This window comes from uncultured Ruegeria sp., assembly GCF_947504215.1.
In the GTDB taxonomy this organism is placed as follows: domain Bacteria; phylum Pseudomonadota; class Alphaproteobacteria; order Rhodobacterales; family Rhodobacteraceae; genus Ruegeria.
Window position 1 is genome coordinate 157,558 of record NZ_CANNGO010000008.1, and the last position, 25,440, is coordinate 182,997.

General features: G+C 57.4%; 26 protein-coding genes and 1 riboswitch. Of the genes, 16 read left to right on the forward strand and 10 right to left on the reverse strand.

All coding sequences use genetic code 11. The features are described 5' to 3' along the window. Positions 1 to 19 precede the first annotated feature (19 nt). A complete protein-coding gene (locus Q1B21_RS15305; RefSeq protein WP_299890633.1) occupies positions 20 to 805 on the forward strand; it encodes an ion transporter in 786 nt (261 codons plus the stop codon). A gap of 59 nt (positions 806 to 864) precedes the next feature. Beyond that, positions 865 to 1,383, forward strand: a complete 519-nt coding sequence (locus Q1B21_RS15310) for a L,D-transpeptidase family protein (protein WP_298935907.1) — start codon at positions 865 to 867, stop codon at positions 1,381 to 1,383. A 4-nt stretch (positions 1,384 to 1,387) separates the two neighbouring features. On the opposite strand, the gene Q1B21_RS15315 is transcribed toward Q1B21_RS15310, so the two are convergent. The 7 genes from Q1B21_RS15315 to cysQ all read right to left on the reverse strand — a co-directional run bounded on the left by Q1B21_RS15315 (position 1,388) and on the right by cysQ (position 9,403). Next, positions 1,388 to 2,824, reverse strand: a complete 1,437-nt coding sequence (locus Q1B21_RS15315) for a sulfotransferase family 2 domain-containing protein (RefSeq protein ID WP_299890634.1) — start codon at positions 2,822 to 2,824, stop codon at positions 1,388 to 1,390. 6 nt (positions 2,825 to 2,830) lie between these two features. Beyond that, positions 2,831 to 4,531: a beta-1,6-N-acetylglucosaminyltransferase gene (locus Q1B21_RS15320; protein ID WP_299890636.1), complete on the reverse strand. Its 1,701-nt coding sequence runs from the start codon at positions 4,529 to 4,531 to the stop codon at positions 2,831 to 2,833. Continuing rightward, a complete protein-coding gene (locus Q1B21_RS15325; RefSeq protein WP_299890638.1) occupies positions 4,528 to 5,514 on the reverse strand; it encodes a glycosyltransferase family 2 protein in 987 nt (328 codons plus the stop codon). The genes Q1B21_RS15320 and Q1B21_RS15325 overlap by 4 nt, the downstream gene beginning before the upstream one ends. Before the next feature lie 186 nt (positions 5,515 to 5,700). Continuing rightward, positions 5,701 to 6,723, reverse strand: coding sequence for a glycosyltransferase family 2 protein (locus tag Q1B21_RS15330; RefSeq protein ID WP_299890640.1), 1,023 nt, complete (start codon positions 6,721 to 6,723; stop codon positions 5,701 to 5,703). 28 nt (positions 6,724 to 6,751) lie between these two features. Next, the gene (galE, locus tag Q1B21_RS15335; RefSeq protein WP_299890641.1) at positions 6,752 to 7,735 is read right to left on the reverse strand and encodes a UDP-glucose 4-epimerase GalE; all 984 of its coding nucleotides are present in this window, start codon (positions 7,733 to 7,735) and stop codon (positions 6,752 to 6,754) included. Between the two features lie 70 nt (positions 7,736 to 7,805). Further along, positions 7,806 to 8,606, reverse strand: a complete 801-nt coding sequence (locus Q1B21_RS15340; protein ID WP_299890643.1) for a 3-deoxy-manno-octulosonate cytidylyltransferase — start codon at positions 8,604 to 8,606, stop codon at positions 7,806 to 7,808. After that, on the reverse strand, positions 8,606 to 9,403 hold the full coding sequence (cysQ, locus tag Q1B21_RS15345) for a 3'(2'),5'-bisphosphate nucleotidase CysQ (protein ID WP_299890645.1): 798 nt from the start codon (positions 9,401 to 9,403) through the stop codon (positions 8,606 to 8,608). Before cysQ ends, Q1B21_RS15340 begins: the two co-directional genes overlap by 1 nt. Before the next feature lie 121 nt (positions 9,404 to 9,524). On the opposite strand from cysQ, the gene Q1B21_RS15350 reads away from it, so the two are divergent. Further along, complete coding sequence (locus Q1B21_RS15350; protein ID WP_298935916.1) at positions 9,525 to 10,346, forward strand: ABC transporter permease; 822 nt, start codon at positions 9,525 to 9,527, stop codon at positions 10,344 to 10,346. Here Q1B21_RS15350 and Q1B21_RS15355 read toward each other — a convergent pair. Further along, positions 10,343 to 10,945, reverse strand: coding sequence for an alpha-ketoglutarate-dependent dioxygenase AlkB (locus tag Q1B21_RS15355; RefSeq protein WP_299890647.1), 603 nt, complete (start codon positions 10,943 to 10,945; stop codon positions 10,343 to 10,345). The genes Q1B21_RS15350 and Q1B21_RS15355 overlap by 4 nt on opposite strands. A 213-nt stretch (positions 10,946 to 11,158) precedes the next feature. On the opposite strand from Q1B21_RS15355, the gene dnaK reads away from it, so the two are divergent. The 13 genes from dnaK to radC all read left to right on the forward strand — a co-directional run bounded on the left by dnaK (position 11,159) and on the right by radC (position 22,837). Then, the gene (dnaK, locus tag Q1B21_RS15360; RefSeq protein WP_298935919.1) at positions 11,159 to 13,066 is read left to right on the forward strand and encodes a molecular chaperone DnaK; all 1,908 of its coding nucleotides are present in this window, start codon (positions 11,159 to 11,161) and stop codon (positions 13,064 to 13,066) included. A gap of 74 nt (positions 13,067 to 13,140) precedes the next feature. Continuing rightward, positions 13,141 to 14,292: a molecular chaperone DnaJ gene (gene dnaJ / locus Q1B21_RS15365; protein ID WP_298935920.1), complete on the forward strand. Its 1,152-nt coding sequence runs from the start codon at positions 13,141 to 13,143 to the stop codon at positions 14,290 to 14,292. Positions 14,293 to 14,531: 239 nt separating this feature from the next. Next, positions 14,532 to 14,638: riboswitch (TPP riboswitch) on the forward strand. Between the two features lie 45 nt (positions 14,639 to 14,683). Beyond that, positions 14,684 to 15,487 (forward strand): bifunctional hydroxymethylpyrimidine kinase/phosphomethylpyrimidine kinase, encoded by an 804-nt coding sequence (gene thiD, locus Q1B21_RS15370; protein WP_299890650.1) that lies wholly within the window; start codon positions 14,684 to 14,686, stop codon positions 15,485 to 15,487. Continuing rightward, entirely contained in the window at positions 15,484 to 16,461 is a 978-nt protein-coding gene (locus tag Q1B21_RS15375; RefSeq protein ID WP_299890652.1) for an FAD-dependent oxidoreductase, read from the forward strand. Before thiD ends, Q1B21_RS15375 begins: the two co-directional genes overlap by 4 nt. After that, on the forward strand, positions 16,445 to 16,639 hold the full coding sequence (gene thiS / locus Q1B21_RS15380) for a sulfur carrier protein ThiS (RefSeq protein WP_299890654.1): 195 nt from the start codon (positions 16,445 to 16,447) through the stop codon (positions 16,637 to 16,639). The genes Q1B21_RS15375 and thiS overlap by 17 nt, the downstream gene beginning before the upstream one ends. 2 nt (positions 16,640 to 16,641) lie before the next feature. Next, on the forward strand, positions 16,642 to 17,412 hold the full coding sequence (locus Q1B21_RS15385) for a thiazole synthase (RefSeq protein ID WP_299890656.1): 771 nt from the start codon (positions 16,642 to 16,644) through the stop codon (positions 17,410 to 17,412). Further along, positions 17,409 to 18,005 carry a thiamine phosphate synthase gene (locus Q1B21_RS15390; RefSeq protein ID WP_299890658.1) on the forward strand — a complete coding sequence of 199 codons (597 nt, stop codon included), beginning with the start codon at positions 17,409 to 17,411 and terminating at the stop codon, positions 18,003 to 18,005. The genes Q1B21_RS15385 and Q1B21_RS15390 overlap by 4 nt, the downstream gene beginning before the upstream one ends. Further along, a complete protein-coding gene (locus Q1B21_RS15395; RefSeq protein ID WP_299890660.1) occupies positions 18,002 to 18,964 on the forward strand; it encodes a HesA/MoeB/ThiF family protein in 963 nt (320 codons plus the stop codon). Before Q1B21_RS15390 ends, Q1B21_RS15395 begins: the two co-directional genes overlap by 4 nt. Positions 18,965 to 18,983: 19 nt before the next feature. After that, positions 18,984 to 19,919: an ABC transporter substrate-binding protein gene (locus Q1B21_RS15400; RefSeq protein ID WP_299081089.1), complete on the forward strand. Its 936-nt coding sequence runs from the start codon at positions 18,984 to 18,986 to the stop codon at positions 19,917 to 19,919. Continuing rightward, positions 19,916 to 20,590, forward strand: a complete 675-nt coding sequence (gene tenA, locus Q1B21_RS15405; protein ID WP_299081086.1) for a thiaminase II — start codon at positions 19,916 to 19,918, stop codon at positions 20,588 to 20,590. The genes Q1B21_RS15400 and tenA overlap by 4 nt, the downstream gene beginning before the upstream one ends. Further along, on the forward strand, positions 20,587 to 21,315 hold the full coding sequence (locus Q1B21_RS15410) for an ABC transporter ATP-binding protein (protein ID WP_299890662.1): 729 nt from the start codon (positions 20,587 to 20,589) through the stop codon (positions 21,313 to 21,315). The genes tenA and Q1B21_RS15410 overlap by 4 nt, the downstream gene beginning before the upstream one ends. After that, entirely contained in the window at positions 21,312 to 22,046 is a 735-nt protein-coding gene (locus Q1B21_RS15415; RefSeq protein ID WP_299890664.1) for an ABC transporter permease, read from the forward strand. The genes Q1B21_RS15410 and Q1B21_RS15415 overlap by 4 nt, the downstream gene beginning before the upstream one ends. A 35-nt stretch (positions 22,047 to 22,081) precedes the next feature. Beyond that, on the forward strand, positions 22,082 to 22,837 hold the full coding sequence (gene radC / locus Q1B21_RS15420) for a DNA repair protein RadC (protein ID WP_299890666.1): 756 nt from the start codon (positions 22,082 to 22,084) through the stop codon (positions 22,835 to 22,837). Between the two features lie 3 nt (positions 22,838 to 22,840). Here radC and Q1B21_RS15425 read toward each other — a convergent pair whose 3' ends face one another. Together Q1B21_RS15425 and Q1B21_RS15430 are read right to left on the reverse strand one after the other, a co-directional pair. Beyond that, the gene (locus Q1B21_RS15425; RefSeq protein ID WP_299890668.1) at positions 22,841 to 24,397 is read right to left on the reverse strand and encodes a substrate-binding domain-containing protein; all 1,557 of its coding nucleotides are present in this window, start codon (positions 24,395 to 24,397) and stop codon (positions 22,841 to 22,843) included. Positions 24,398 to 24,421: 24 nt separating this feature from the next. Further along, positions 24,422 to 25,351 (reverse strand): hypothetical protein, encoded by a 930-nt coding sequence (locus tag Q1B21_RS15430; protein WP_299890670.1) that lies wholly within the window; start codon positions 25,349 to 25,351, stop codon positions 24,422 to 24,424. Positions 25,352 to 25,440: the final 89 nt, after the last annotated feature.

A 25,440-nucleotide genomic window follows, 5' to 3' on the forward strand; every position in this document is an offset into this window, starting at 1 on the left:
AGACAGGAGAGAGCGAGACATGGGGTTCAATCAGCGCTTGCTGGCCATCATCGAAGCGCCAGCCTTCGGGCGGTTCATTACCGGTGTCATTATCTTCAATGCTGTGTTGCTGGGGATGGAAACGTCGCCCACGCTGATGGCACAAGCGGGCCCATTGATCGTATTTCTGGACAGCGTTTGCCTGGGCATCTTTGTTGTCGAGATCGGGATCAAGCTGATCGCCACCGGCCGCAGGTTTTTTTCCAGCGGCTGGAACATCTTTGACTTTCTGATCGTCGGGATTGCGCTGATCCCGGGGGGCGGGGGGCTGTCCGTATTGCGGGCCCTGCGCATCCTGCGGGTGCTGCGTGTCATTTCCGTCGCGCCACGTCTGCGCCGCGTGGTCGAAGGTTTTATCTCGGCCGTTCCGGGTATGGCCAGTGTGTTCCTGCTGATGGCAATTCTCTTCTACATCGGTGCGGTGATCTCGACCAAACTGTTCTCGCAATCTTTCCCCGACTGGTTCGGTGACCTTGGGCTGTCGGCCTATACCTTGTTCCAGATCATGACGCTGGAAAGCTGGTCGATGGGCATCGTCCGCCCGGTGATGGAGGTGTATCCTTATGCCTGGTTGTTTTTTGTCCCATTCATCATGGTCACGACATTTGCGGTGGTGAACCTGCTGGTCGGCCTGATCGTAAATTCGATGCAGGATGCCCATCATGCCGAAGATGAGGTGAAAACAGATGCCTACCGGGACGAGGTAATTGCGCGACTTGAAATCATCGAACGCCATTTAATTGAGCAGTCGAACATCAAAAAGTGATTTCAGTTTTTATTTTTTTTGGCATAATAACCGAAAAAAAGAAGCAGGCAGTGAAAAATATGGATCGTCGAGTATTTGGATTGGGTGCTATGGCAACGCTGAGCCTTTCGGCTTGTGCCTCAGCTGGCCCGAGAATTTTGACTTACAATGGGCCCGAGGTTACCTCGCTTGTTGTAAACAAGGGATCACGCAAACTCTATCTTCTTCATCATGAGCAGGTCCTTCGGGAATATGATGTTGATTTGGGGTTTGCTCCGAACGGCACGAAGATAAAACGCGGTGATGGTCGTACCCCGGAGGGCACGTATCTGATCGATCGCCGAAATCCCCGAAGCCGATATCACCTGTCGCTGGGAATCTCTTATCCGGACTCGCAGGACATCGCTTTGGCGAAAGCTGCAGGTGTTGATCCGGGTGGCGATATTTTCATTCACGGACAGCCCAATCTGCGGTCTGAGTTCAAGCGCGCGAAAAAGACGCCGGATTGGACAGCGGGCTGCATCGCGGTGAAGAACGACGAAATTGAAGAGATCTATGCGATGGTCAATCGCGGCACGCTGATCACCCTGCGCGCATAGGGTTTTACGACTGCGGCCGCCATGGGCCGACTCCAAATTGCAAATAGTCGCGATGGTATGCTTCGGCTGAGAGCGCCTCGAGTTGTTCGTCGTAAATCTGTTCCAGCTTATAGGGCATGTCTTCCGGGCAGACCTCTGGTTCGGGTGGGTTTGTATGACCCATTGAACGGGCGAGCGCGGGCAGGGCCGTTCCCAACTCCTCTTCTCGCAGGATCAGATCTGGCATGGCGAACCCCGACATCCCCTCGATCACCAAAGACTGACTGCACCAGGCTCCGTCCACGCGGATCGGCGTCTGACTATCCAGGTTGTGGCGCAGAAAGGTCAGAAAGGCAGCAAATGCCTCATAGTGCTGGTCGAGGGAATAGTTGTTGTCTCGCACTTGTCCCGGGATCGGCAATTTGAACCGATTGCGCAGCGTGTGTCGGATCACTTGATAGCTGCCCGGTCCCTTGTTCAGAATACGGGTACAAAAGGCGGTGTGCGCCCGAGCCAACGGGTGACGCAGAACGGTGAATTTGCGGTGCCCCGTTTGGGATTGCATCCATGCGCGGGTTTGCTTGCGATTGCGATCAGTGATCAGATCGTCAGGGTGGGTTTCGTCCAGTTTCGCCAGCCAATCCCTGATCACCGGCTCAACACCGCTGCGGATGGGCAGATACATAAGTGGGGTTTTGGTCGCAGCCACATAAAGTACCGCTGCCGGACCGCGCCGGGGTTCAAAATTCGGGGTGCGGTACAGGTTGAACCAATCCACTCCAATCAGCGATTGTTCCATATCGTCCGGATTGGTCACCTTTGACAAAGGCGGGGCCGGGTTTTGCGGCTTTAGCGTATCGTCCAATTGATCCAGACGCCCTTCAACACCCAACCACCCAGCCAACCCATTCAGGACATTCAGCTGGTTCAGATCGTCGTAACCGATGTAAAACGCGGTCTGGCCGGATTTCTGCAGGTGGTTTAGCAGAAACTCCTGATGGCGCTGCAGGTTATCGAGATAGCCTGCAAATTCTTCGGGATCAAATTCAACCTGCGCGTCCAGACGGCGTTTGATGTTCTTCAGTTGCCACTGTTTGGTCTCGCGCGCAATTTTCAGCGAAAGATAGCTGTCCAGCGGATTGCGGGTCAGTATGATCTTGCCGCATTTAGGATCGTTTAGCGCAGGCTCAAGAACCCGAGGATCGTGATCCTGGAAATAGCGGAAGCCGTTCAGGCATCCCGGGGCTGACCGAATGGCGTTGATCAGTTGTGTTGGGTCAGTGTCGCGTTCAGCCAGCGAAACACCCAGCAGGTCTTCGGATTTTAGTCGGCCGATGAAATGTGGGTTGAACGCCTCACCATGGCAGATAATGCCGTCAATCGCATTCAGATTGGCTTCCAACAGGTTCGAGCCAGTGCGCATTGCGGCCAGAACGATGAAGTAGTCGAACTTGGCTGACATCGGCGATCACTGCACCAGATAGGGTTTGCGGTAGGGTTTGGTCTGGGTTCCGAACACATCATCGGCGGGGAAATCACCCATCAGGTACGGGTGCATTCCCTGGTTCTTCAGGTTCTGAAGGAACTGACCGAACCCGGACAGGTCGACCATCGTCGGAGCTTCGGTCAGGTGGCTTGCCTGCTGTGTTCCGATTTCATCGATAATGCTTTGCAATGGCTCCATCGGGGATTCGATGAACTCTGCCAGGGTCCAGCTGCGCATCCGGGCTTTGGTCCAGACCGAGGTCAGAATCTCGAGTTGTTTGGATTCGATCTGCTGCAGACGGGCGGCTTCGGTTCTGATATCTGCGAAATTCATGTTTGATCTGAACAGGTCAATTGCCCAGGCCCCGGTGATCACCGAAATCTGGGCGTTTTTGTCCCGCGCCAACAACCAGTTGATGTCTTGAGTGTCGGCTGGTCCGAATTGAAAACACTGGCGTTCACCGCGCGTGTTCCAGATCAGGTTCGACAGAAACGCAGTCGGGTTGTAATCGCGCAGGGTCGCGCTATCGGTGAGCGCACCGTTGATGATGGTTTCACCTTGCGCAAACTCGGCCCGGTCGGGGCCGAACAAATGTCCGTGGACCTTGGCGCCGGTAGTGTCTGACAACCAGGCTTCGAATCCTTCGAACACTTCGGAAAAGCCCTGAAATACGCAATACGGGGATGAGGTCAGGCCGTTTTCGCTGCCATGCCTGGGAAAGCGGCTTTGCATGTACAAACCATCGCGGCCATGGGTTCGTCGTTCAACGGCCTTGGCGAACACCCGGTCGATCTTGCCGGGATTGGGCTCGGCTGGTTTCATTGCTCCGGCCTGATCAGTCAGAAAGGACTGATACAACCGATCCGCGCGCCACCAGATTTTCCGGGCGACAAAGCAATCCGACCGGCGCAGCAGCTGCAGATGATCATCATAGAAAATATGCGGCCGCCCTTGATAGTCGAATTTGGACAGAGTCAGCGATCGGCTTTCGATATGGGTTGAATACAGACGCGCCAGAGTTTGAAAGTAGCTTTCATCCGGGATCCAGACGTGCCGAAAATATGCGTCATAGATTTTGCGCTTCGGGTCCTGCAGGACCGCCGACAGTGTTTGTCGGGTCAGGCACCACCACTGGCTACCCATATGCGGCATCAATCCTTCGGGTATCCGTCGGCCGATGCCCAACGCGCGTTGCAATTTGACATATGTGTCAAACAGTTTGCGATGCTTGCGCCACGAAAACGGGAAGCGCAGCGTGAAACGTTCGTGATCCAAGCCACCGATGGTCCAGCTGACGTCAGCGGTTGTTGCGCTTTCGATAAAGTCGATGCGGGGCCGGTCGGCAAGATAATCGATCAGTTCCTGAACTGGGCGCAAGGGCAGGCAGGCACCCGAGGACAAGAACACGTGACGGACATCAGGATAGGACTCCAGCAGCAGCTCGGACGCGCATTGCGAGGCGGCGACGATGCCCCAGCCACCCCAGTCGCAGATATGGCGGTCCGAGAATACAATCAGCGGATTGTCTCCGCAAGACGAGACAAATTTGGAATAAGCAACATCCGCCACTTTGCGATCGACATGGATCACGACCGGGCACCCGGCTGCAGTCCAGTGTCGCGCCACCTGTTCTGCGCGATCCAATGCTGTATGTACCAGCATGACGATGCCAAGACTGCTCATGCCCAGTTTCCTTTTGACATGAGACCCAGAATCTCTAGCTGCCGCCAGTTGAGGAACTTCTCTGAACAGGTGCACCAGAAAACGGGCTTACCCTCAAGCTGCTGCGCATAGGCTTTGTATTCGCCGGACCCACGGTAGTGTTCTCCGCGCTGCAGCTCCTCATGCGCCTTGTCGCCCAATGTGTTGATCAATTTCGCATGCAGCAGCGCGCCGCTGGTTTTCTCTCCGCCCCACTCATCGTAGACTTGGTTCAGGCCGCGCGGTAAAAGCGAATGAGTTGAGCTTACATAGACATAGCGCCTATCCCATTTGACCAGTGGGATTTTGTTCAATGCAGGCGCTTTGGCCGGAGTCTCTTGAAAAAACACACGTGCCCTCGGCCCACCCTGAATCCAAAGATTTTTGTAAACTGGATTCTTTGTGATCGTGTAGTTTCCTGCATCAAACCAGCGCGCGATATCAAATGGGTTTTGTCCTTCGGTGTAAGGTTCCGCGTCCACTGGCCCCTGCGGATACATGTCGATCAACATGGTGCCAAAGCTGCGCACGGCGCAGCCGTCCAGCCAGTCGGTCAGGGCGCGGATCGGTCGTGTATCGCAAAACGGATAGATAAAGAACTCATCCGGATCGACGGTCAGAACCCAGTGCCCATGCGCATATTTCCGAAGCAGATAGTTTGACCAGTCCAAACCATAAGACGCTTTCTTGTAGCTGGTCTTTGTGCGCCAGACCGAGACATCCGGCTGCGCTTGCAGAAACTCAAAGCTGCCGTCATCACTATCATTGTCGACAAACAGAAAGTGATTGATGCCCAGTTTGCGATAGTAATCCAGAAGATAGGGCAGGCGGATCTTTTCGTTGCGGATGACACTCATCAGCAGAATATCGTCCGAACGGATCGCTGCGGTGTTGGTGCTGGCCGGCTTCAACTCGCGTCGTTTTTTGACACATCGCAAAATACGGCGCTTGCGCCGCAATCTCATTCGATATGATCCCCATAGGCTCACGCGACTGCCCAACCTTTTGTATAACGCGAGCGTTCCCCGGGTCTGCCAAGACGTGTTTGGCACCAGGGTCTTGCCGGTTTATGCCATTTTTGCATCTTGCAAAGCAATGGATTTAAAAGCCGTTAGTGACGGGCATGGTTTTTATGCCCTTGTTTTCTGTGATCATTCCCAACCTCCGGCGTTCATCAGGCCCATTTGCTGCAACTGTGCCCAGCCTGTGTATTCAGTGGAGTTTGGGGTCCACATGTCCGGGGAGTTAATTATCTCATCATAGTATGGCCCGAACTGGTCCGGATCGTGAAAGTGCTGTCGTCGCCGTTTCTCGATTTTAGACTTTTCGACAATTTCCGGCAGAAACTTTGTATGTAGCAAAACGCCGGACGGTGTTTCTCCTCTGGGCCCGTCATAGGCGGCATTCAGGTTTCGGGGCAAAACCGAATGACAGGAGTTCACGAAAGCATAGCGGCACGACCACCGCACCAACGGGATTTTATTCAAGGTCGGAGAGCACTGTCGCACCTGCGTAAAGAACATGCGTTCGCGCACACCGCCTTGCACCCAAAGATTGCCCGCTGGACTTTGCCGCTGTGTGCGATACGGCCCGGCATCGAACCACTTCAGAACTTTGGCCGGGTCGGTTTCGGGATCATAAGCTTGGGACCCCAGTGGACCTTTGGGGTACAGATCCAGCATCAACGCGCCAAACGCCGCGCGCCCCTGCTGATCCAGCCAGGCGGTCAGATCGTGCAGAGAGCGGTGGTCGTGATTTGCGTAGATCAACAGCTCATCGGCATCGACCATCAGGTTCCAGTGTCGGCTACCGTACCGCATCTGCAGCCCGGTCAGCCAGTCCAGCCCATACCGGGACGCACGATAGCTGGCATGCGTCCGCCACAGTGAGACATCCGTCTGATCCAGAAGATACTCGGTTGATTGATCGTTGCTGCCATTGTCCACGATCAGAAAATGGTCGACTCCTAACCGGCGATAGTGGCGTAAAAACCAGGGCAAGCGGGTGATTTCGTTGCGCAGCGTCGTAAAAACCAGTATGTCTCCACGCTCGATTGTGTTGGTTCGATCCATCAGGCAGGACAGCTGCTTTTGGCTGCGCCACGATCTCCAGAGCAGACGACGACGTTTCCAGCGCAGGCGGTACTTCTGCCCCCATCCGATTTGGGGGAGCATCTGTGCCGCGTTGCTGGTCACAGGATCCTCATTTCTCGTAGTGGCCGTTCTGGTGCCAGCGCCAAGCATCTGAGATCATAATCTCTAAGGTAGAGCGTTTGGGATTCCAGCCCAGTTCGGTCTCGGCGCGCAGCGAGCCTGAAACCAGCTTGGTGCAATCACCTGCCCGCCGGGCACCGACGGTATAAGGGACCGGGCGATTGGTCACGGACTTGGATTGTTCGATGACCTCGAAAACCGAAAACCCGGAACCGGTGCCCAGATTGAACACCCGGCTGTCCTTGCCTTGTTCCAGCCAATCCAGCCCAAGAACATGGGCATCCACCAGATCACAGACATGCACATAATCGCGAATGCAGGTGCCGTCCGGCGTTTCGTAGTCCGTGCCGAAAACGGTCAACCCATCCCGTTTTCCGTCAATTGCATCCAGCATCAATGGAACAAGATGAGTTTCGGGTCGATGGAATTCGCCGACCTCGCCATCCGGGTCCGCGCCTGCGACGTTGAAATAGCGGAAGATCACATGGCGCAGACCATGGGCGGCCTCGAAATCGCGCAGGATATCTTCGATCGCCCGTTTTGAGGCCCCATAGGCGTTCAGCGGGTGTTGCGATGTGGTCTCATCCAGCACAACATTGTCATGCTCGCCATAGGTGGCGCAGGTGGACGAGAATACAAAGTCCAGACATCCCGCAGCAACCGCGGCCTCGATCAATGTCAGGGAACCGGTAACGTTATTCGACCAGTACTTTCCGGGCTCTGCCATAGCCTCGCCCACCTGGCTAAGGGCTGCAAAATGCATCACCGCCACCGGCTGATGTTTGGTAAAAACCTCGTCCAGTCGCGCCCGGTCCATCAGGTCGCCCTGTTCGAACGGGCCGAATTTCACCGCATCCTGCCAGCCGGTGATGAGATTGTCATAGGTCACCGGGGTATAGCCTGCCTGCGACAACGCCTTGCAGGCATGTGATCCGATGTAGCCAGCGCCACCGGTTACGAGAACAGTCTTCATATGTCGCCCATAGAGTCAGAGTTGAAGGTTGCTATGCCATCGCAATAGCGAACGTCAGGGGGAAAAGCGGTCAATCCAGACCCATATCTGCCATCATAGCCTCAATTTTAGGCACATCTTGGGGGTTGTTGAGCTCCCAGAACTGACGGCCCTTGGCCTCAACCTCGACGCACAGAACCTTGCGGCCGTTCTCCATGAACCGCAATTGTTCCAGCCCTTCCAGCTGCTCCAGTGGCCCCACCGGCCAATCCGGATAAGACTCCAGTGCGTCCGGGCGGTACGCGTATACGCCGACATGATGAAAGACAGGGGTTGGATCGTTGCCCGCATAGGTTTGCGCCGTGAACGGAACAACTTCTTTCGAGAAGTACATTGCGCTATGATCACTGGCAAAAACAGCCGTCGTGCCACCAACACGGTCATGTTTGCGGTCGTTCAAAAGACCTCTCAGCGCATCTCCGTCGCAGCGCAACACAGGTGTTGCCACACCCGCATCCGGCGCGGCGCGCAGACCCGAGATAAGGTCTTCGACAAACCAATGCGGCGTCAGCGGAGCGTCGCCCTGCAGGTTGACCACGATGTCATACTTGGCGCCCAACACGCTATGAGCTTCGGCACATCGTTCGGTGCCATTGCCACAGGCCTCGGATGTCATCACAACCTCGGCCCCGAACGCTTCGGAAACCTCGCGGATGCGATGATCATCTGTGGCAACGACCACCCGATCGACGCCGGACACGGATTTTGCCGCGCGCCACGACCGTTCGATCAGCGTCATCGCAGTGCCGTTTGCACCTGTCAAAGGCACCAGAGGTTTGCCGGGATAGCGGGACGAGGCATAGCGGGCGGGAATGGCAAGCAGTACGGACATCAGGCTTCCTTCAGGTCTACACCTGGGGCGTAGGCGATGAAAAACGGGTTTGCATACCCGTCTTTGCCATAAGTAAGGGCAGAATGATCATCAAAACGCACCACCTTGCCGCCCGCACCGGCCAGCACAGCATGACCAGCGGCAGTGTCCCATTCCATTGTACGCCCAACGCGGGGATAGATGTCAGCCTCACCAGTCGCGATCAGACAGAACTTGAGCGAAGAGCCCGCGCTCTTGCTGTCCTGAACCTGATATTTGTTGATGTAGTCATCGGTCGCTTGATCGCGATGAGATTTGGACGCCACAACCAAAAGCGCCGAATTGTCAGGATCCGACACGGATATCGGCGTAACCGTACCCGGTTGATCCTTGTCCAATGCGCCGGTTTCCTCGACAGATTGGCCATCGGCCTGAGTATAGAACATGCGGTCGCGGGCAGGGGCGTAAACAACGCCTCGGGTTGGCACGCCGTTTTCAACCAAAGCGATGTTCACCGTGAAATCGCCACGTCGGTTGATGAACTCTTTGGTACCGTCCAGAGGATCCACGATCAGGAACGTATCGCCCTTTTCAGAATGCGAGGCGGCCTGTTCTTCGGTCACCAGCAGAATGTCAGGAAACGCGACACGCAAACCGGCGGAAATCAGGGCATCAGCAGCTTCGTCTGCCTCGGTCACTGGGCTGGAATCGGATTTGACTTTGACGTCAAAATCATCCGACTGGTAGATTTCCATGATCTTGTCGCCCGCTTCCAGGGCCAAACGTCGGATGACGGGAATGAGGGCGTCATAGGTCACAAAAATGCTCCGTTCCTGTGGTTTGTTGATCCAAACTCATGACGGACTTATGATGCGCCGGTTACCGAACGGCAAGATATTCATGCCAGATTAGGGACAACAAGCAGGGAAGACGCGTCGCGTGTTTTATTTCAAGCGGAACCAAACGCTGCTGGGCGGCGCATTCACAACGATGGAACTGGTGTTCCATGCGGTGGTGCGCAGTGTACGTTCCCAGCATGCGAACGCGGTCATGGCGATCCTGATCAACATCATGCAGGTGGTGGTGATGGCGCTGATCTTCTATTTGATCATGTCATTCATGGGCACGCGGGTTGCCAAGATCCGGGGGGAGTTCATTCTTTACATCCTGTCGGGTGTTTTCCTGTTCATGATGCATGTCCAATCAGTCGGTTCCATCTCCGGGGTTAAAGGGGTCAATAACCCGATGATGCTGCATTCCCCAATGAACGTCATGGTCATGATTCTGGCGGCTGCGTTTGGAACGCTTTACAAGCAAATGATGTCTATCCTGGTGATCCTGTTTGTCTACAGTGTCACCGTCAAACCGCTCGAGATTCAGGATCCTGGCGGCGCGTTTGCAATGTTGATCCTGTCGTGGTTCACAGGATGTGCAGTTGGTCTGGTGTTCATGGCGCTCAAGCCGTGGCTTCCAACCTTCTCGTCTATGGCCAGCAATGTTTACCGACGTCTGAACATGGTGTTCTCCGGAAAGATGTTCGTCGCCAATGCGCTTGGCGGCGGAATTCTTATGATGTTTGCCTGGAACCCGCTGTTCCACATCATCGATCAGTGCCGCGGGTTTGTGTTTCGCAACTACTTTCCACGCAACACCAGCTGGGAATACGCCCTTTGGGTTGGAATCGCGCTGCTGATGATTGGCCTGCTAGGCGAGTTCTTCACCCGCAAGCACGTCTCGCAAAGCTGGAACGCCCGCCGCTAATGCGCCACCCTGAGCGTCAGGTTGATCCTGCCACCCTTGGGCAGCAGCTTTGATGATCCGTGCCGGATTCGATCCACGCCGTGATATGCCAACCTCGCGGGCCCGCCCATGATTACGACGTCCCCTGAATTCAGCCAGATCGATTCGGTCTTACCTCCACGCGTGGTGTTGCCGATGCGGAACAGCGCATCGTCGCCCAGAGAAATCGACAATACCGGCCAGGAAAAGTCCGCCTCATCCTTGTCCTGATGCAGCCCCATTCGGGCACCTTCACTATAGTAGTTGATCAGGCAGCAGTCCGGGTCACGTTCAGCGCTGGCCAGTTCGTGCCAGATGTTCAGAACCGACTCGGGAATTCCCGGCCACGCGCCACCTTTGGGGTGGTGCGTTTGATATCGATACCCGGATCTGTCCGTGACCCAACCAACCGCGCCCGCCGAGGTCATGCGCACGGACATTTCCTTGCCTGACGGGGTCATCGGTCGGAACAAGGGTGCGGCTTTCAGAATCGGTCGCAGGTCTTCGATCAGCTGAGCTTGTGCCGCCGTATCCAGATAGCCTTTTCTGATATCAAAACCGCGCAAAAGCAGCCGTGCCATCCCAGATTTCCCATTCCTTACCGAAACCTTGCGGAAAAAGGCCGCAGATTTGCGAAAACCTGCATTTCTGAACGCTTGCAGGCCCCTGTTCCCGCCCTTATATACGCCGGGACGCGCGATGGTGTAGTGCTGTCGCGCAAACCAGATCGGGACCGGATGCCATAACGGGTCCGGACCTCGAGACATCGCCTTGAAGAGAAAGGGATTGAACATATGGGAAAAGTAATCGGTATTGACCTCGGCACCACCAACTCGTGTGTGGCCATCATGGACGGCTCTCAGCCAAAGGTCATTGAAAACGCAGAAGGGGCGCGGACCACGCCCTCGATCGTCGCCTTCACCGAAGATGAGCGACTGGTCGGTCAGCCTGCAAAACGTCAGGCGGTCACCAACCCCGACAATACGATTTTTGGCGTCAAGCGCCTGATCGGTCGTCGTGTGGATGATGCAGAAGTCGAAAAAGACAAGAAAATGGTGCCATATGCCATCGTCAATGGTGGCAACGGCGACGCGTGGGTCGAAGCCCGCGGTGAAAAGTACTCCCCAAGCCAAATCTCGGCCTTCACTCTGGGTAAGATGAAGGAAACCGCTGAGAGCTATCTGGGTGAGGAAGTCACACAAGCCGTCATCACCGTTCCGGCCTATTTCAATGACGCCCAGCGTCAGGCCACCAAAGACGCAGGCAAGATCGCCGGTCTGGAAGTCTTGCGGATCATCAACGAACCGACAGCTGCCGCCCTGGCCTATGGCCTGGACAAGGAAGAAACCCAAACCATCGCGGTCTATGACCTTGGTGGTGGTACCTTCGACGTGACCATTCTGGAAATCGATGACGGTCTGTTCGAGGTCAAATCGACCAACGGCGACACCTTCCTGGGTGGTGAAGACTTTGACATGCGCATCGTCAACTACCTGGCGGACGAGTTCAAAAAAGAACACGGTGTCGACCTGTCTGCCGACAAGATGGCCCTGCAGCGTCTGAAAGAAGCTGCCGAAAAAGCCAAGATCGAACTGTCCTCGACCTCGCAGACCGAAATCAACCAGCCGTTCATCTCGATGGGTGCCAACGGCCAGCCGCTGCACATGGTCATGAAACTGACCCGTGCCAAGCTGGAATCTCTGGTTAGCGATCTGATCAAGAAATCGATGAAGCCTTGCCAGGCTGCGTTGAAGGACGCGGGCCTGTCGGCGGGCGACATTGATGAGGTTGTTTTGGTCGGTGGTATGACCCGGATGCCGAAAGTCATCGAAGAGGTCACCAAATTCTTCGGCAAAGAGCCCCACAAGGGCGTGAACCCAGACGAAGTTGTTGCCATGGGCGCCGCCATTCAGGCCGGTGTTCTGCAAGGCGACGTCAAAGACGTGGTTCTGCTGGACGTGACCCCGCTGTCGCTGGGGATTGAGACGCTGGGTGGCGTGTTCACCCGCCTGATCGACCGCAACACCACGATCCCGACCAAGAAGTCTCAGGTCTTCTCGACCGCCGAGGACAACCAGAACGCCGTGACCATCCGCTGTTTCCAGGGGGAACGCGAAATGGCTGCAGACAACAAGATCCTGGGTCAGTTCAACCTTGAAGACATCCCGCCAGCCCCGCGTGGTATGCCCCAGATCGAGGTGACGTTTGACATCGACGCCAACGGTATCGTCTCGGTTTCGGCCAAAGACAAAGGCACCGGCAAAGAGCAGAAGATCACCATCCAGGCATCGGGTGGTTTGTCGGACGAAGATATCGACAAGATGGTCAAGGACGCCGAAGACAATGCCGAGGCGGACAAAGAACGCCGCGAGCTGATCGAGGCGAAGAACCAGGCGGAAAGCCTCATCCATTCGACAGAAAAGTCGATGGAAGAGCATGCCGATAAAGTCGACCCAACCACCATCGAAGCCATCGAGCTGGCGATTGCCGCGCTGAAGGACGAGCTGGAAACCGAGAATGCCGACAAGATCAAGTCGGGCATTCAGAACGTTACCGAAGCTGCCATGAAGCTGGGTGAAGCCATCTATAAGGCACAAGCCGAAGAGGGTGATGAAGAACCTGCAGCGGCGGATGAAGCCCCGGGCGCAGACGACATTGTCGACGCCGAATTCGAAGATCTGGACGACGACAAGCGTAACTAACGGGCAACCGTGCCATTTCGGGCCGGTCCGGTTACCGGGCCGGCCCGATTACGTTGAGACATAAGGAAACACTGATGTCAAAACGCGACTACTATGATGTGCTCGGCGTGTCCAAGGGCGCATCGGCGGACGAGATCAAGAAAGGCTTTCGTACGAAAGCCAAAGAGCTGCATCCCGACCGCAACAAAGACAACCCGGATGCTGAGGCGCAGTTCAAAGAAGCGAACGAGGCCTATGACATTCTGAAAGACGCCGAGCGCAAGGCGGCTTATGACCGCTTTGGCCACGCGGCTTTTGAAAACGGCATGGGCGGCGGGGGCCGTCCCGGAGGCGGCTTTGGCGGGCAGGGCGATTTCTCCAGCGCTTTCTCAGACGTGTTCGACGACCTGTTTGGCGATTTCATGGGCGGTCAACGTGGCGGTGGTGGCGGACGCCGTGCCGCGCGCGGGTCTGACCTGCGCTATAACCTGCGCGTCACGTTGGAAGAGGCCTATACCGGCTTGCAAAAGACCATCAATGTGCCTGCTGCCGTGGCCTGTTCGGCCTGTGAGGGCTCGGGTGCCGAAGGCGGCGTAGAGCCGACAACCTGCCCAACCTGTTCAGGCATGGGGAAGGTCCGTGCCCAGCAGGGCTTTTTCACCGTCGAACGAACTTGCCCAACTTGTTCGGGACTGGGTCAGATAATTAAAAACCCCTGTAAATCCTGTCAGGGCGCCGGCCGCGTCGAAAAAGAACGCGCCCTGTCGGTCAACATCCCAGCTGGCGTCGAAACCGGAACTCGTATCCGACTTGCGGGTGAGGGTGAGGCCGGAATGCGCGGTGGCCCTCCGGGCGATCTCTACATCTTCGTCGAAGTGTCCGAGCACAAACTGTTCGAGCGTGACAGTGTGAACCTGTACTGCCGCGTGCCGGTCAGCATGGCCAAGGCTGCTCTGGGTGGGTCTATCGAAGTGCCCACCATCGATGGCGGCCGTGGCCGTGTTCAAATCCCGGCGGGCAGCCAGTCAGGTCGCCAGATGCGCCTGCGGAGCAAGGGCATGCCCGCCCTGCGCGGCGGCGGTGTCGGCGACATGTTGATCGAGCTTGCTGTCGAAACTCCGGTCAACCTGACCAGCCGCCAAAAAGAACTGCTGCGCGAGTTTGATGATCTGGGCGAAGACAACCATCCGGAATCCAACAGCTTCTTCTCGTCTGTGAAGTCTTTTTGGGATGGCATGAAAGGCTAAAGCGTTTCTGAGCGCGGGGGTTTTTGCCCCCGCAGCATACACACGGCTTTCCCCGAACATGCGTTCAACGGCAGCACATCTTTCCCGCTTCATCTGGCTGAAAATATCCCGGAGCGCGAGGCAGAGCCTCGCATCCCCTGACCTGCCAGAGGCTGTTTTGGCTATAAACTAAAGACCAAACTGGCCAAACAACGGGCAAATTGCCCCTTGATTCCCTGCGTCACCCCTGAGATTGTCTGACCTAACCGTTGGGGTGCCCAGATCAATGGGCTGAGAGGCGCGAAATCGCTAACCCATCGAACCTGATCCGGGCAATTCCGGCGGAGGGAACGGTCTCAAGTCGATAGACGTTTTCCAAACCCGTTGCCCCCGAAACAGATGGAGCAACGACGTGGCACCTATTGCCTTGACCATTGCAGGATCCGACAGCGGCGGCGGTGCCGGAATTCAGGCTGATCTGAAAGCCATGTCCGCGCTGGGCGTCTATGGCGCCAGCGTCGTTACCGCCGTCACCGCCCAAAATACGCAGGCAGTCACTGCTGTACATGGCATTCCACTGGACGTCATTTCTGCCCAAATCGATGCTGTTCTTGGTGATCTTGACGTCAAGGCGATCAAGATCGGTATGTTGGCGAACCCTGAGATCATTCATACCGTCGCACAAGGCATTTCCGGCTTTGCAGGTCCGGTGGTCCTGGACCCGGTTATGGTTGCAAAATCCGGTGACGCCCTGCTGGCTGGTGAAGCAATCCAGACCTTGCGCGATGTTCTGATGTCTCGCGCCACTGTCCTGACACCGAACCTGCCCGAGGCCGCTTGCCTGCTGGGCATGCCGGTTGCTGGCTCAACAGCCGAGATGATCGAGCAGGGGCGGGCCTTATGTGCTCTGGGCGCAAACTCAGCGTTGATGAAAGGCGGCCATGGCAAAGGCGATGTCTGCCACGACCTGTTGATCAATGCCGCCGGCGTCGCGGCCGAGTTCCAGGCGCCCCGTCAGGACACGAACAACACCCATGGTACCGGATGCACATTGTCATCCTCGATCGCAGCGGGTTTGGCCAAAGGATTGGCGCTGACGGAAGCGGTTGCGCAGGCGCATGAATATCTGCAAGGGGCAATCTCGCAGGCCGACACATTGAATGTCGGCGCGGGCCACGGCCCGGTGCATCATTTTCATCGGATTTGGCCCACGTGACGCTTTGGTCTGTCATAGGGTCCGGCGTCGCCGGTCTGGCCGTCGCCAGCGAGCTGGTCGCGCGCGGTGCTCGGGTGCAGGTGTTCGATCCGGGCGGTGCACCTGGCCCGCATGGATGTTCCTGGTGGGCCGGGGGGATGCTGGCCCCTTGGTGTGAATTTGAAAATGCCGAAGAACCGGTTTTGCGTCTGGGGCAATCGGCCATCGATTGGTGGGCGGACAGAACACCAGTTCAAAGGCGCGGAACGATTGTTGTGGCGAATACGCGCGACCTGCCGGATCTGCGCCGCTTTGCCCGTCGCACCACAGGGTTTGTCGACATTGATCGGGGTATAATCACTGAATTAGAGCCTGATATGGGGTCATTCGGAAAAGGATTGTTTTTCGAACACGAGGCGCATCTCGACCCGCGGCAAGCGCTGCAGGATCTCAGTCGTCAGCTGAAGGAAAAAGGCGTTGAGTTTCACCAGAAACTGGCCCCCGCGCAGCTGGAAAACGCAATCGATTGCCGGGGCTTGCACGCGCGTGAGGTGCTCCATGATCTGCGCGGCGTAAAGGGTGAAATGTTGGTCGTACGCTGCCCCGACGTGACACTGACCCGCCCCGTGCGCCTTCTGCACCCGCGCATGCCACTTTACATCGTCCCCCGCGGTGACGGGATCTATATGCTGGGCGCAACGATGATCGAATCTGAGGACAGCAGCCGCATCACGGCGCGCTCGATGCTGGAATTGCTCAGCGCCGCTTATTCGGTCAACCCCGCTTTTGGCGAAGCTGAGGTGCTGGAAATCGGCGTCGATCTGCGCCCCGCCTTTCCTGACAACCTACCTCGCATCCGGCGCCTTGGGCGGACAATCTATGCCAACGGGCTGTATCGCCACGGCTACTTGTTAGCGCCCGCCCTGGCGCAGGGCGTGGCCGATCTGGCGCTTGAGAACAAACATTCGGAGATGGTTGATGAAGATCGTGCTTAACGGCGAAACGCGCGATGTGCGTGCCGAAACCCTGTTTGATCTGCTGGTGGAATGCGGATTCTCGGGCCGTGTCGCCACCGCCGTGAACGAAGAATTCGTCCCCTCAAGCCTTCGCATCGGCCGCGAACTGAAAGATGGCGACCGGATCGAAGTCCTGTCGCCGATGCAGGGAGGCTGAACATGAAAGCGTTCTATGGCACCACGCTGCCCAACCCGCTGATGCTGGGCACCGCCCAATATCCCAGCCCGACCATCCTAGAGCAAGCGTTTCGCGCAAGTGGTGCAGGCGTGGCAACCGTATCTTTGCGCCGGGAAGGGGCAGGCGGCACCGGGCAGACCTTCTGGGCCATGATCCGCGATCTGGGCGTGCAGATCCTGCCCAACACGGCCGGGTGTCACACTATCAAAGAGGCCGTGACCACCGCCCAGATGGCACGCGAAGTGTTTGATACGACATGGATCAAGCTGGAATTGATCGGCCATACGGACAGTCTGCAACCGGATGTGTTTCAGTTGGTTGAAGCCGCCCGTATTTTGACCGAGGACGGGTTTCAGGTGTTTCCCTATACCACCGAGGATCTGATCGTCGGAGAACGGCTGCTTGAGGCCGGGTGCGAAGTTTTAATGCCCTGGGGCGCACCTATTGGGTCTGGTCGCGGTTTGAACAACAAATACGCCTTGCGCGCGATGCGGGCCGAGTTTCCCGACGTGCCGTTGGTCATAGATGCGGGTATCGGCCTGCCCAGCCACGCCGCCCATGCGATGGAGCTGGGATATGATGCGGTGTTGCTGAACACTGCTGTGGCCCGAGCGGGCGATCCGATTGAAATGGCGCAGGCCATGGCACTGGCCGTGCAGGCAGGACAGCTGGCCCGTCAGGCCGACCCGATCGAGCCGCGCGACATGGCCGAAGCCTCAACGCCCGTTGTTGGAAAGGCCTTTTTGTCATGAGTTTGGATCGATTTTACCCGATTTTTGACCACTCGGATTGGTTGCGCCGGATGCTGCCATTGGGCGTCAAGCTGGTGCAATTGCGCGTAAAGGATCAGCCCGTTGCCGAGGTTCGTAAGCAGATCGTGATCTCGCAGCAGCTGTGCCGTGAGTATGGCGCCACGTTGGTCGTGAATGACTATTGGCAAGTCGCCATCGACGCGGGATGCGACTGGATTCATCTGGGGCAAGAGGATCTGGATGACGCCGATCTAAAAGCAATCAGAAATGCGGGTCTAAAACTGGGCGTTTCCACTCATGACGATACCGAACTTGAGCGAGTTCTGGCCATGGCCCCGGATTATGTGGCGCTGGGTCCGGTCTATCCGACAATCCTGAAAAAGATGAAATGGCACCAGCAAGGACTGCCCCGGGTGACGGAATGGAAACAGCGCCTGGGCGACATTCCTTTGGTCGGTATTGGCGGTATGAGCGTGGAGCGCGCGCCCGGCGTGTTGGCTGCTGGCGCTGACATTATATCGGCCGTGACCGACATCACACTAAATGCAGACCCCGAGGCGCGTGTACGCGATTGGATTGAGGTTACGCGATGAGCCGTTATGCCCGTCAGACAATCCTGCCGGAAGTTGGCGCAAAGGGTCAGGCCCGCCTGTCGGCTGCGCGTGTGTTGGTTGTGGGCGCGGGCGGGCTGGCGGCACCTGTTTTGCCTTTGTTGGCAGGGGCCGGGGTTGGGAATCTGACTATCTTGGATGACGACACAATCTCTCTTTCAAACTTGCACCGTCAGACATTGTTCGCCGAACAGGATTGTGATCGTCCCAAAGTTGAGGCGGCAGCAGAACGATGCCGCGCACTGAACGCGCGTATTGACGTTAGTGCTATGAATCAAGCTCTAACAAGGGCTAATGCCGCCGAATTCATATCCGGCGTCGATCTGGTTTTGGATTGCGCGGACAGTTATGCGGCCAGTTACACTCTGTCAGATACCTGCCTGGAGATGAGCAAGCCGCTAATCAGCGCGTCGGTGCTTGGCTTGACTGGATATGTCGGTGGATTCTGCGGCGGTGCCCCGTCCTTGCGCGCTGTGTTCCCCGATGCCCCCGACAGCGGCGCAAGCTGCACCACGGCCGGCGTGCTGGGCTCCGTCGTTGGAGTGATGGGCGCGATTCAGGCGCAGATGGCTTTGAACCTGATCTTGGGACTCGATCCTTCACCCCTGGCGCAGATGGTGCAGTTTGACGCCCGTACGTGCCGCAGTACCGGGTTCCGGTTCGATGGTGCGCCAGAGCCGGATACCTATTTTTCATTCATCAGCGCGTCTCAATTGGGACCGAGCGATCTGATTGTTGAGCTACGCGATGCGCGGGAAGCGCCGGATCCGATCCATCCGGATGCGCAGCGTATGAACCCTGAGAACCTGAAAATAGAGTCTAACAAAGACCAAAGACTGGCTTTGTGTTGTGCCACCGGCCTGCGCGCATGGCGTGTGGCCGAACGAATTCAACCGAATTGGCCGGGCGAGATTGTCCTCGTCGCGGCCTCGACCTCGTGAACAGAAGGAAATGCGAGATATGAAGAAGCTGATCGCTGCAATTGCCCTGCTTGCCGCTGCGCCGGCCTGGGCCGAAGACAAAATGACCGTTCTTCTGGACTGGTTCATCAACCCCGATCATGGCCCGATCATCGTGGCGCAGGAGAACGGCTATTTCGCCGAACAGGGCCTTGAGGTCGAGATCGTTCCACCCGCCGACCCCTCGGCGCCACCACGTCTGGTGGCCGCTGGTCAGGCTGATCTGGCCGTGTCCTATCAGCCGCAGCTGCACCTGCAAATCCACGAGGGCCTGCCGCTCAAACGTGTCGGCACACTGGTTGCCACCCCGCTGAACTGTCTGCTGGTTCTGGAAGACGGCCCGATCAAATCGCCCGCCGATCTTAAGGGTAAGAAAATCGGATTTTCAGTTGCAGGCGTGGAAGAGGCGGTCCTCAGCACAGTTCTGGGCAAGTATGGCGTCAAACTGGACGAGGTTGAGCTGATTAACGTGAACTTCTCGCTGTCGCCGTCGCTGATGACCGGTCAGGTGGACGCGGTGATCGGTGCCTACCGCAATTTCGAATTGAACCAGATGGATATCGAAGGCGTTCCCGGCACCTGCTTCTATATTGAGGAAGAAGGCGTGCCAGCCTATGATGAGCTGATCTATGTCGCCAATCCCGAAACCATGGATATCGACAAGGTCACCCGTTTCCTGGCCGCGACCGAAAAGGCAACGCAGTACATCGTCAACAATCCGGACAAAAGCTGGGAAATCTTCTCAGGCACCTCGCCCGAATTGCAGGACGAGCTGAACGCCCGCGCGTGGGTCGACACGCTGCCTCGCTTTGCTTTGCGCCCGGCGGGTCTTGAGGCCGGCCGCTATGCAAGGTTCGAAGCGTTCCTGAAAGACAGCGGCATGATCGACAGCATCAACCCTGTCAGCGACATTGCCATCGACGTGACCGCAAAATGAGCGAGTATGGCAAAGCCTTCGCGCTGATGCGCGATGCTGCGCAGGGGCCGTGGCGGGATTACACCCGCCACACCTTTGTCGAAGGGCTCAAGGACGGCACCCTCCCGCGAGAGGCGTTCCTACATTATCTGCGGCAGGATTATGTGTTCCTCACCCATTTCTCGCGCGCTTGGGCGCTGGCGGTGGTCAAGGCGCAGACCCATGAAGAAATGCAGGTCGCCTCGGCCACGGTGAACGGGTTGATGCATGAAGAGATGATGTTGCATGTGGGCGTCTGCGCCGATGCGGGAATCTCGCGCGAAGAGCTGTTTGCAACGCCCGAGCGGCCAGAAAACCTAGCCTATACCCGCTTTGTTCTGGAATCCGGGTATTCCGGCGACTACCTGACCCTGCTTGCGGCGCTGGTACCTTGTGTCATCGGCTATGCCGAGATCGGATCGCGATTGGCACAGGAGGCGACGTCGGAGACCTATCGCCCGTGGATCGACACCTATGCGGGCGATCAGTATCAAAGCTATTGCCATGATATCGGCGCCTTGCTGGATGCGGCGTTGATCAGGCGGTTGGGTGAAAACTATGACCAGCTTCCCGTATGGTCCGACCTCTGCAAGACCTTTGAAACGGCAACTATGCTCGAGGTCAATTTCTGGCAGATGGGCCTGACCCCATGATCCCAGCGCCCGACCTTACGATTAGTGGACATGCCAGTATCGATGGCGCGGCTTTGTTCGCGCCGCTGACCCTGACCCTTGCGGCGGGGCAATGGACGTGTCTGCTGGGCGGGTCGGGCGTTGGCAAAACAACGGTTCTTCGTTTGATTGCCGGGCTTGAGACCGGGGCGAAATTCACCGGGCAGATTACTGCCAGCGATGGCCAGCCCGTCGCAGCGCGGGTCGCCTATATGGCGCAGGACGATCTGCTGCTGCCATGGGCCACCGTGGCGCAGAATGTCTCGTTGGGTGCGCGGTTGCGCCGGGAAAAGCCCGATCTGGCCCGTCGCGACCGTCTGATCGAACGGATGCGGTTACAGAACCACATGACCAAAAAACCCTCCGAGCTTTCGGGCGGTCAACGTCAACGTGTCGCGCTTGCGCGTACGCTGATGGAAGACCGGCCCATTGTGTTGCTGGATGAGCCGTTTTCGGCCCTCGACGCCCGCACTCGGGCCGATATGCAGGAATTGGCTGCCGAGGCGCTACACGGCCGTACGGTTCTACTGGTGACCCATGATCCGGGTGAGGCCGCGCGACTGGGCCAATCGATTGTTGTCATGACACCGTCAGGTCTGACGCCCTGCCAACCGCCCCACGCTCCGGCCCCGCGCAAGGTTGACGATGTTGAGACGCTGGAAACCCAAGGTTCACTGCTGCGGCTTCTGCGGGAGGAGGTGGCATGAAATACTTGTCGGCCCTCGCTGCGACCCTGTTTGCGTTGGCGATCTGGCAAGGCATTGTCACCCTGACCGGCCTGCCGAAATTCATCTTGCCTGGCCCGGCACTGGTAGCCGAGACGTGGTGGCAGAACCGCTGGGTGATCGCCGAGCATACCTGGATCACAGCCGTCGAGGTGGTGATTGGCATGGCGTTTGGCACGGTTCTGGGGGTGATCACTGCGCTGCAACTGGCCAATTCCCGTGCCGCGCGGGTGCTGGTGCAGCCGATGCTGGTGTTCACGCAGGCGCTGCCCGTCTTTGCATTGGCCCCGCTGCTGACGCTTTGGCTGGGTTATGGCCTGTGGTCCAAGGTGGCGATGGCGGTGCTGATCATCTATTTCCCGATAACTTCATCCTTTTTCGACGGGCTGATGCGCACGCCGTCGGGCTATCTTGATCTGGCGCGCACCATGCAGGCCAATCGCCGCACGGTTTTATGGCACATCCGCGTTCCCGCTGCCTTGCCCTCGCTGGCCTCGGGGATGCGGCTGTCGGCGGTTTATGCCCCGATCGGGGCGGTGATCGGCGAATGGGTCGGCTCGTCGCAAGGATTGGGTTATCTGATGCTATTGGCAAATGGCCGCGCCAAGACCGATCTAATGTTTGCAGCGATGCTGACCTTGGGCGTGTTCTCGATCCTTCTGCACATGATCGTCCGTCGCGCCACGGCGCGCATGGCCGGTGAGATGCGTTAACCATTCGGAAACCGATTCTGCGCCAGTGTGGCGGCATGACACAAGACGCCTTTGCCGAAGCCTCGATGCTGTTTGACACGGACGAAGCACCCGCGCAGCCGCTGCCGTCTGGTCGGTTACCTTCCTACATCAAAGATCATCGGCGGCGGTTGCGCGAAAGGTTCATGTCCGGCGGGTCGGCCGCGATGCCGGATTATGAGTTGTTGGAGCTGGTCCTGTTCCGGTCCATCCCCCGGCAAGATGTGAAGCCATTGGCGCGCACATTGATCGATACGTTCGGCGATTTCAACCGTGTGCTGACTGCACCTCAGGAACGACTGCGTGATATCAAAGGCGTAGGCGACACGGTAATCACCGATCTGAAGATCCTCGAAGCCTGCGCCCATCGCATGGCCCGCGCACGAGTGATGCAGCGGCACGTAATCTCAGGATGGGATGCGCTGGTGGACTACTGTCACACCACCATGGCCCATCGCGAGACTGAGCAGTTTCGCGTGTTCTATCTGGATCGTAAGAATGTGCTGATCGCGGATGAGGAACAGGCCAAAGGCACCGTTGACCATGTTCCGGTTTATCCGCGTGAGGTCGCCAAACGCGCCTTAGAGCTGAACGCCTCGGCGCTGATCGTGGTCCACAACCACCCGTCAGGCGATCCGACCCCGTCACAATCGGATATAGATATGACCAATCGCATTCAGGATGCCTGTACAGCACTCGGGTTGACCCTGCATGACCATCTGATCATCGGCAAATCAACCGAACTTAGTTTTCGGTCAGAAGGCTACCTTTAGCCGCTACTGCACCCAAACTTCGACCCGGCGATTGACTTTGCGGCCCCAATCGGTGTCGTCACAAGCCATCGGCATCGCCTCACCGAACCCATCGACTGAAACCTCAACGCTGTCCGGAATGGCGGTTTCTACCGCTGCCAAAACGGCATTGCGCACGGTTTGGGCCCGACGCAATGCAATGCGGGCGTTGGCTGCGGCGGCACCGTCACCGTCGCTGAACCCGACAAAGACCAGTTTGCGGGCATCAAACCTGCCGGCCTCAAGCGCTTGTGCCAGATTCAGGATGTTGGATCGTGATTGGGCGTCGGGTCGGGACGATCCGGTCTCGAACCGGAAAGACAAAGACAGCCGAGACAAGGGACGCAATGTCGCGATCATGCGCTGCAACTCCTCCAATCCGACCTCGGCGCTGCCGGTGACGATTGCATTGGCCAGACGGTCACCCTGAAGCCCGATCTGCATCGTTTCAGGGGTCTGGTCGACAAAACCTGCTTGTCGGATCGCCATCTGAGCATCCGGACTTTGGCTATAAGACAGGAATTGACGTGCCACCCGCGGCAGACGGCGTTCGGGCAAATACAAAAACATGGGCGATGTCAGCGGGTAGTCTTCGGTCTTGATCGACTGACGCGTTGCGGCCAGCGCATGCCCACAGCCCCCGGTTAACGGCAACGCGCGGGCCGCTTCGGCTGAGGCTTGACTGGCAATCCCGATGGCAAAGGGATCATCTGCGACCGCACGCACCAGATCGCTGCCCCGTGAATGCCGGATGGCAGACGCCGACAGCTCGACCCCGGCTGGGATCAAAAGTTGATCTTCAACGGCCTGCGCCAGTCCCGATCCCGCATCGGGCATGTACAGAGCAATTGGAGCGTCCGGACCGCCAAGATCTGACCAATTGGAAATCTCGCCAGACAAAACGCGGGCCAGATCGCCGGGCGAGATCTGACGCACCACATTGTCTTGCGCCACCACTGGCACCATGGCGTCCAGCGCCACAACCCGAGACCGGCGGGTCTGTGCCAGATCGCCAAGCCCTGCAGATTGGGCCGCCTCGCGTTCAGTTTCTCGGATCTCACGCAAGGCCATGACGATGTCGGTATTGTTTTCGATCAGATCGGCAAATCCCCGATCGGTGTTGCCCAGGTGAAAGAACAGGCGCGCCAGCGGGGCTTGCCGTCCGTTTTGGTATAGCTCGTACTGAAACGTGCTTTGATCTACGCGCGCAGGCGTTGCTGTCAAACCCTCTTGTTGGGCGAAGCCGATAATCAGCGCGGGTAGGACGGTTTCAGCCATCACGGATGAGCCCGAAAACCGAACCTCAGCCACGAAATCGGTCAAGTTGGGGCAGGCCGGCCCGTCGCAGGTGACGCCTGACCCATCAACGGTCAACTCGCCGAATTGTGTATCGACCCGGTAGAATTCCCCATCGAACCCCAACAGATTGCCGGTCACCTCGACCTTGCCGTCATGCGAGGTGAGCGTGATGTCCTGCGCCATGACGCCTGATGCCAGCGTCATCGATAACAGTGCAGCCGCTGCTGCACGAAGAAATGTCATAAGATGGTCGAGCCTGCTTGCGGATTACTTTGCCGCAACTTTCAGGTCTTGGAGCAGATTATTCAACACCATAAACTCACCAGCTTGCGAACAATCCGGCAAATTCAGTATCAAATCCCGTGACCGCAGGCGGCGGTCTGCGCGCAGTTCCAGTGACTGCGCGCTCAGAGTCTGTCCGCAGTTCGCCTCGGTCACTTCAGCTTCGACGGTCAGATCAATCGTACCGGATTGATCCGCCTGACCTGTCGGGAAGGAATAGACCTCGATATTTTGCGCCTCAACAAGCCCGGAATGGCCAAGGCTAACGACGTTACCCGCCCCGTAGGCCGACGTGTCCGCCCAGATATGGCCTTCGCCGCCGTAACTGGCACCAAATTCCAACGCGTGAATCTGCAGCGCGGTATCGCCCCGCCATTGCAGTACGACACGTTCATGCTCGGCAATGTCCGGGACATGGGTTGTCGCAACAGTCCCGGTCTCATCTTCGAAGGAAATCAGGAAAATCGCATATTCTGACAATGCCGGAATGGTCAGGTTCAGTGCACCGTTTTTGTCGGTCATCTGAGTGACGGTCAGCCCGCTGTGATGGATTTCGACCCGTTTTTCCAGGTGGCAGGGGGCCTTTACGCGCAGTCGTGCTTTGGCGCCGGGCACTGCAACGGCCCGTGCACCCATGGCGCAGTTTTTTTGAGTTCGGGTAGGGGCTGGTAAAGTGCGTGTGGTCGTGGACACAACACTTGTATGTTCTGCGATTGCATCGGACGGTGAAGAAGATGTCAGGACGATGCTTTCAAGGCCCGCAAGGACTGAGGCTTGATCGGCAGTCGAAGCGACAGGCACATTGTCCTGCGCCCCGCTTGGCTGCGCGGACGTTCCATTTTGCATCAGGTAGCCAATGCCTAAGGCACAAGCGACTGTGCCGCACATGGTCACATAGTTCCGTACAACGAACAATTCACTCTCCCCCCGTGTCAGGAGCGAGTCGCAATGTCGTTAATAATCACGGCCAATTTGTGGCCGCGAGGCGGACTCATTGTGGTTGA

Coding starts and splice junctions, on each gene's coding strand:
- Q1B21_RS15415 (WP_299890664.1), top strand. CDS start 21,312: ATGAAATACTTGTCGGCCCTCGCTGCGACCCTGTTTGCGTTGGCGATC.
- radC (WP_299890666.1), top strand. CDS start 22,082: ATGACACAAGACGCCTTTGCCGAAGCCTCGATGCTGTTTGACACGGAC.
- Q1B21_RS15320 (WP_299890636.1), bottom strand. CDS start 4,531: ATGAGCAGTCTTGGCATCGTCATGCTGGTACATACAGCATTGGATCGC.
- dnaJ (WP_298935920.1), top strand. CDS start 13,141: ATGTCAAAACGCGACTACTATGATGTGCTCGGCGTGTCCAAGGGCGCA.
- Q1B21_RS15355 (WP_299890647.1), bottom strand. CDS start 10,945: ATGGCACGGCTGCTTTTGCGCGGTTTTGATATCAGAAAAGGCTATCTG.
- Q1B21_RS15395 (WP_299890660.1), top strand. CDS start 18,002: ATGAGCCGTTATGCCCGTCAGACAATCCTGCCGGAAGTTGGCGCAAAG.
- Q1B21_RS15385 (WP_299890656.1), top strand. CDS start 16,642: ATGAAAGCGTTCTATGGCACCACGCTGCCCAACCCGCTGATGCTGGGC.
- thiS (WP_299890654.1), top strand. CDS start 16,445: ATGAAGATCGTGCTTAACGGCGAAACGCGCGATGTGCGTGCCGAAACC.
- Q1B21_RS15315 (WP_299890634.1), bottom strand. CDS start 2,824: ATGTCAGCCAAGTTCGACTACTTCATCGTTCTGGCCGCAATGCGCACT.
- Q1B21_RS15410 (WP_299890662.1), top strand. CDS start 20,587: ATGATCCCAGCGCCCGACCTTACGATTAGTGGACATGCCAGTATCGAT.
- tenA (WP_299081086.1), top strand. CDS start 19,916: ATGAGCGAGTATGGCAAAGCCTTCGCGCTGATGCGCGATGCTGCGCAG.
- Q1B21_RS15400 (WP_299081089.1), top strand. CDS start 18,984: ATGAAGAAGCTGATCGCTGCAATTGCCCTGCTTGCCGCTGCGCCGGCC.
- Q1B21_RS15305 (WP_299890633.1), top strand. CDS start 20: ATGGGGTTCAATCAGCGCTTGCTGGCCATCATCGAAGCGCCAGCCTTC.
- Q1B21_RS15330 (WP_299890640.1), bottom strand. CDS start 6,723: ATGCTCCCCCAAATCGGATGGGGGCAGAAGTACCGCCTGCGCTGGAAA.
- Q1B21_RS15390 (WP_299890658.1), top strand. CDS start 17,409: ATGAGTTTGGATCGATTTTACCCGATTTTTGACCACTCGGATTGGTTG.
- dnaK (WP_298935919.1), top strand. CDS start 11,159: ATGGGAAAAGTAATCGGTATTGACCTCGGCACCACCAACTCGTGTGTG.
- Q1B21_RS15340 (WP_299890643.1), bottom strand. CDS start 8,606: ATGTCCGTACTGCTTGCCATTCCCGCCCGCTATGCCTCGTCCCGCTAT.
- Q1B21_RS15325 (WP_299890638.1), bottom strand. CDS start 5,514: ATGAGATTGCGGCGCAAGCGCCGTATTTTGCGATGTGTCAAAAAACGA.
- galE (WP_299890641.1), bottom strand. CDS start 7,735: ATGAAGACTGTTCTCGTAACCGGTGGCGCTGGCTACATCGGATCACAT.
- Q1B21_RS15310 (WP_298935907.1), top strand. CDS start 865: ATGGATCGTCGAGTATTTGGATTGGGTGCTATGGCAACGCTGAGCCTT.
- Q1B21_RS15425 (WP_299890668.1), bottom strand. CDS start 24,397: ATGACATTTCTTCGTGCAGCAGCGGCTGCACTGTTATCGATGACGCTG.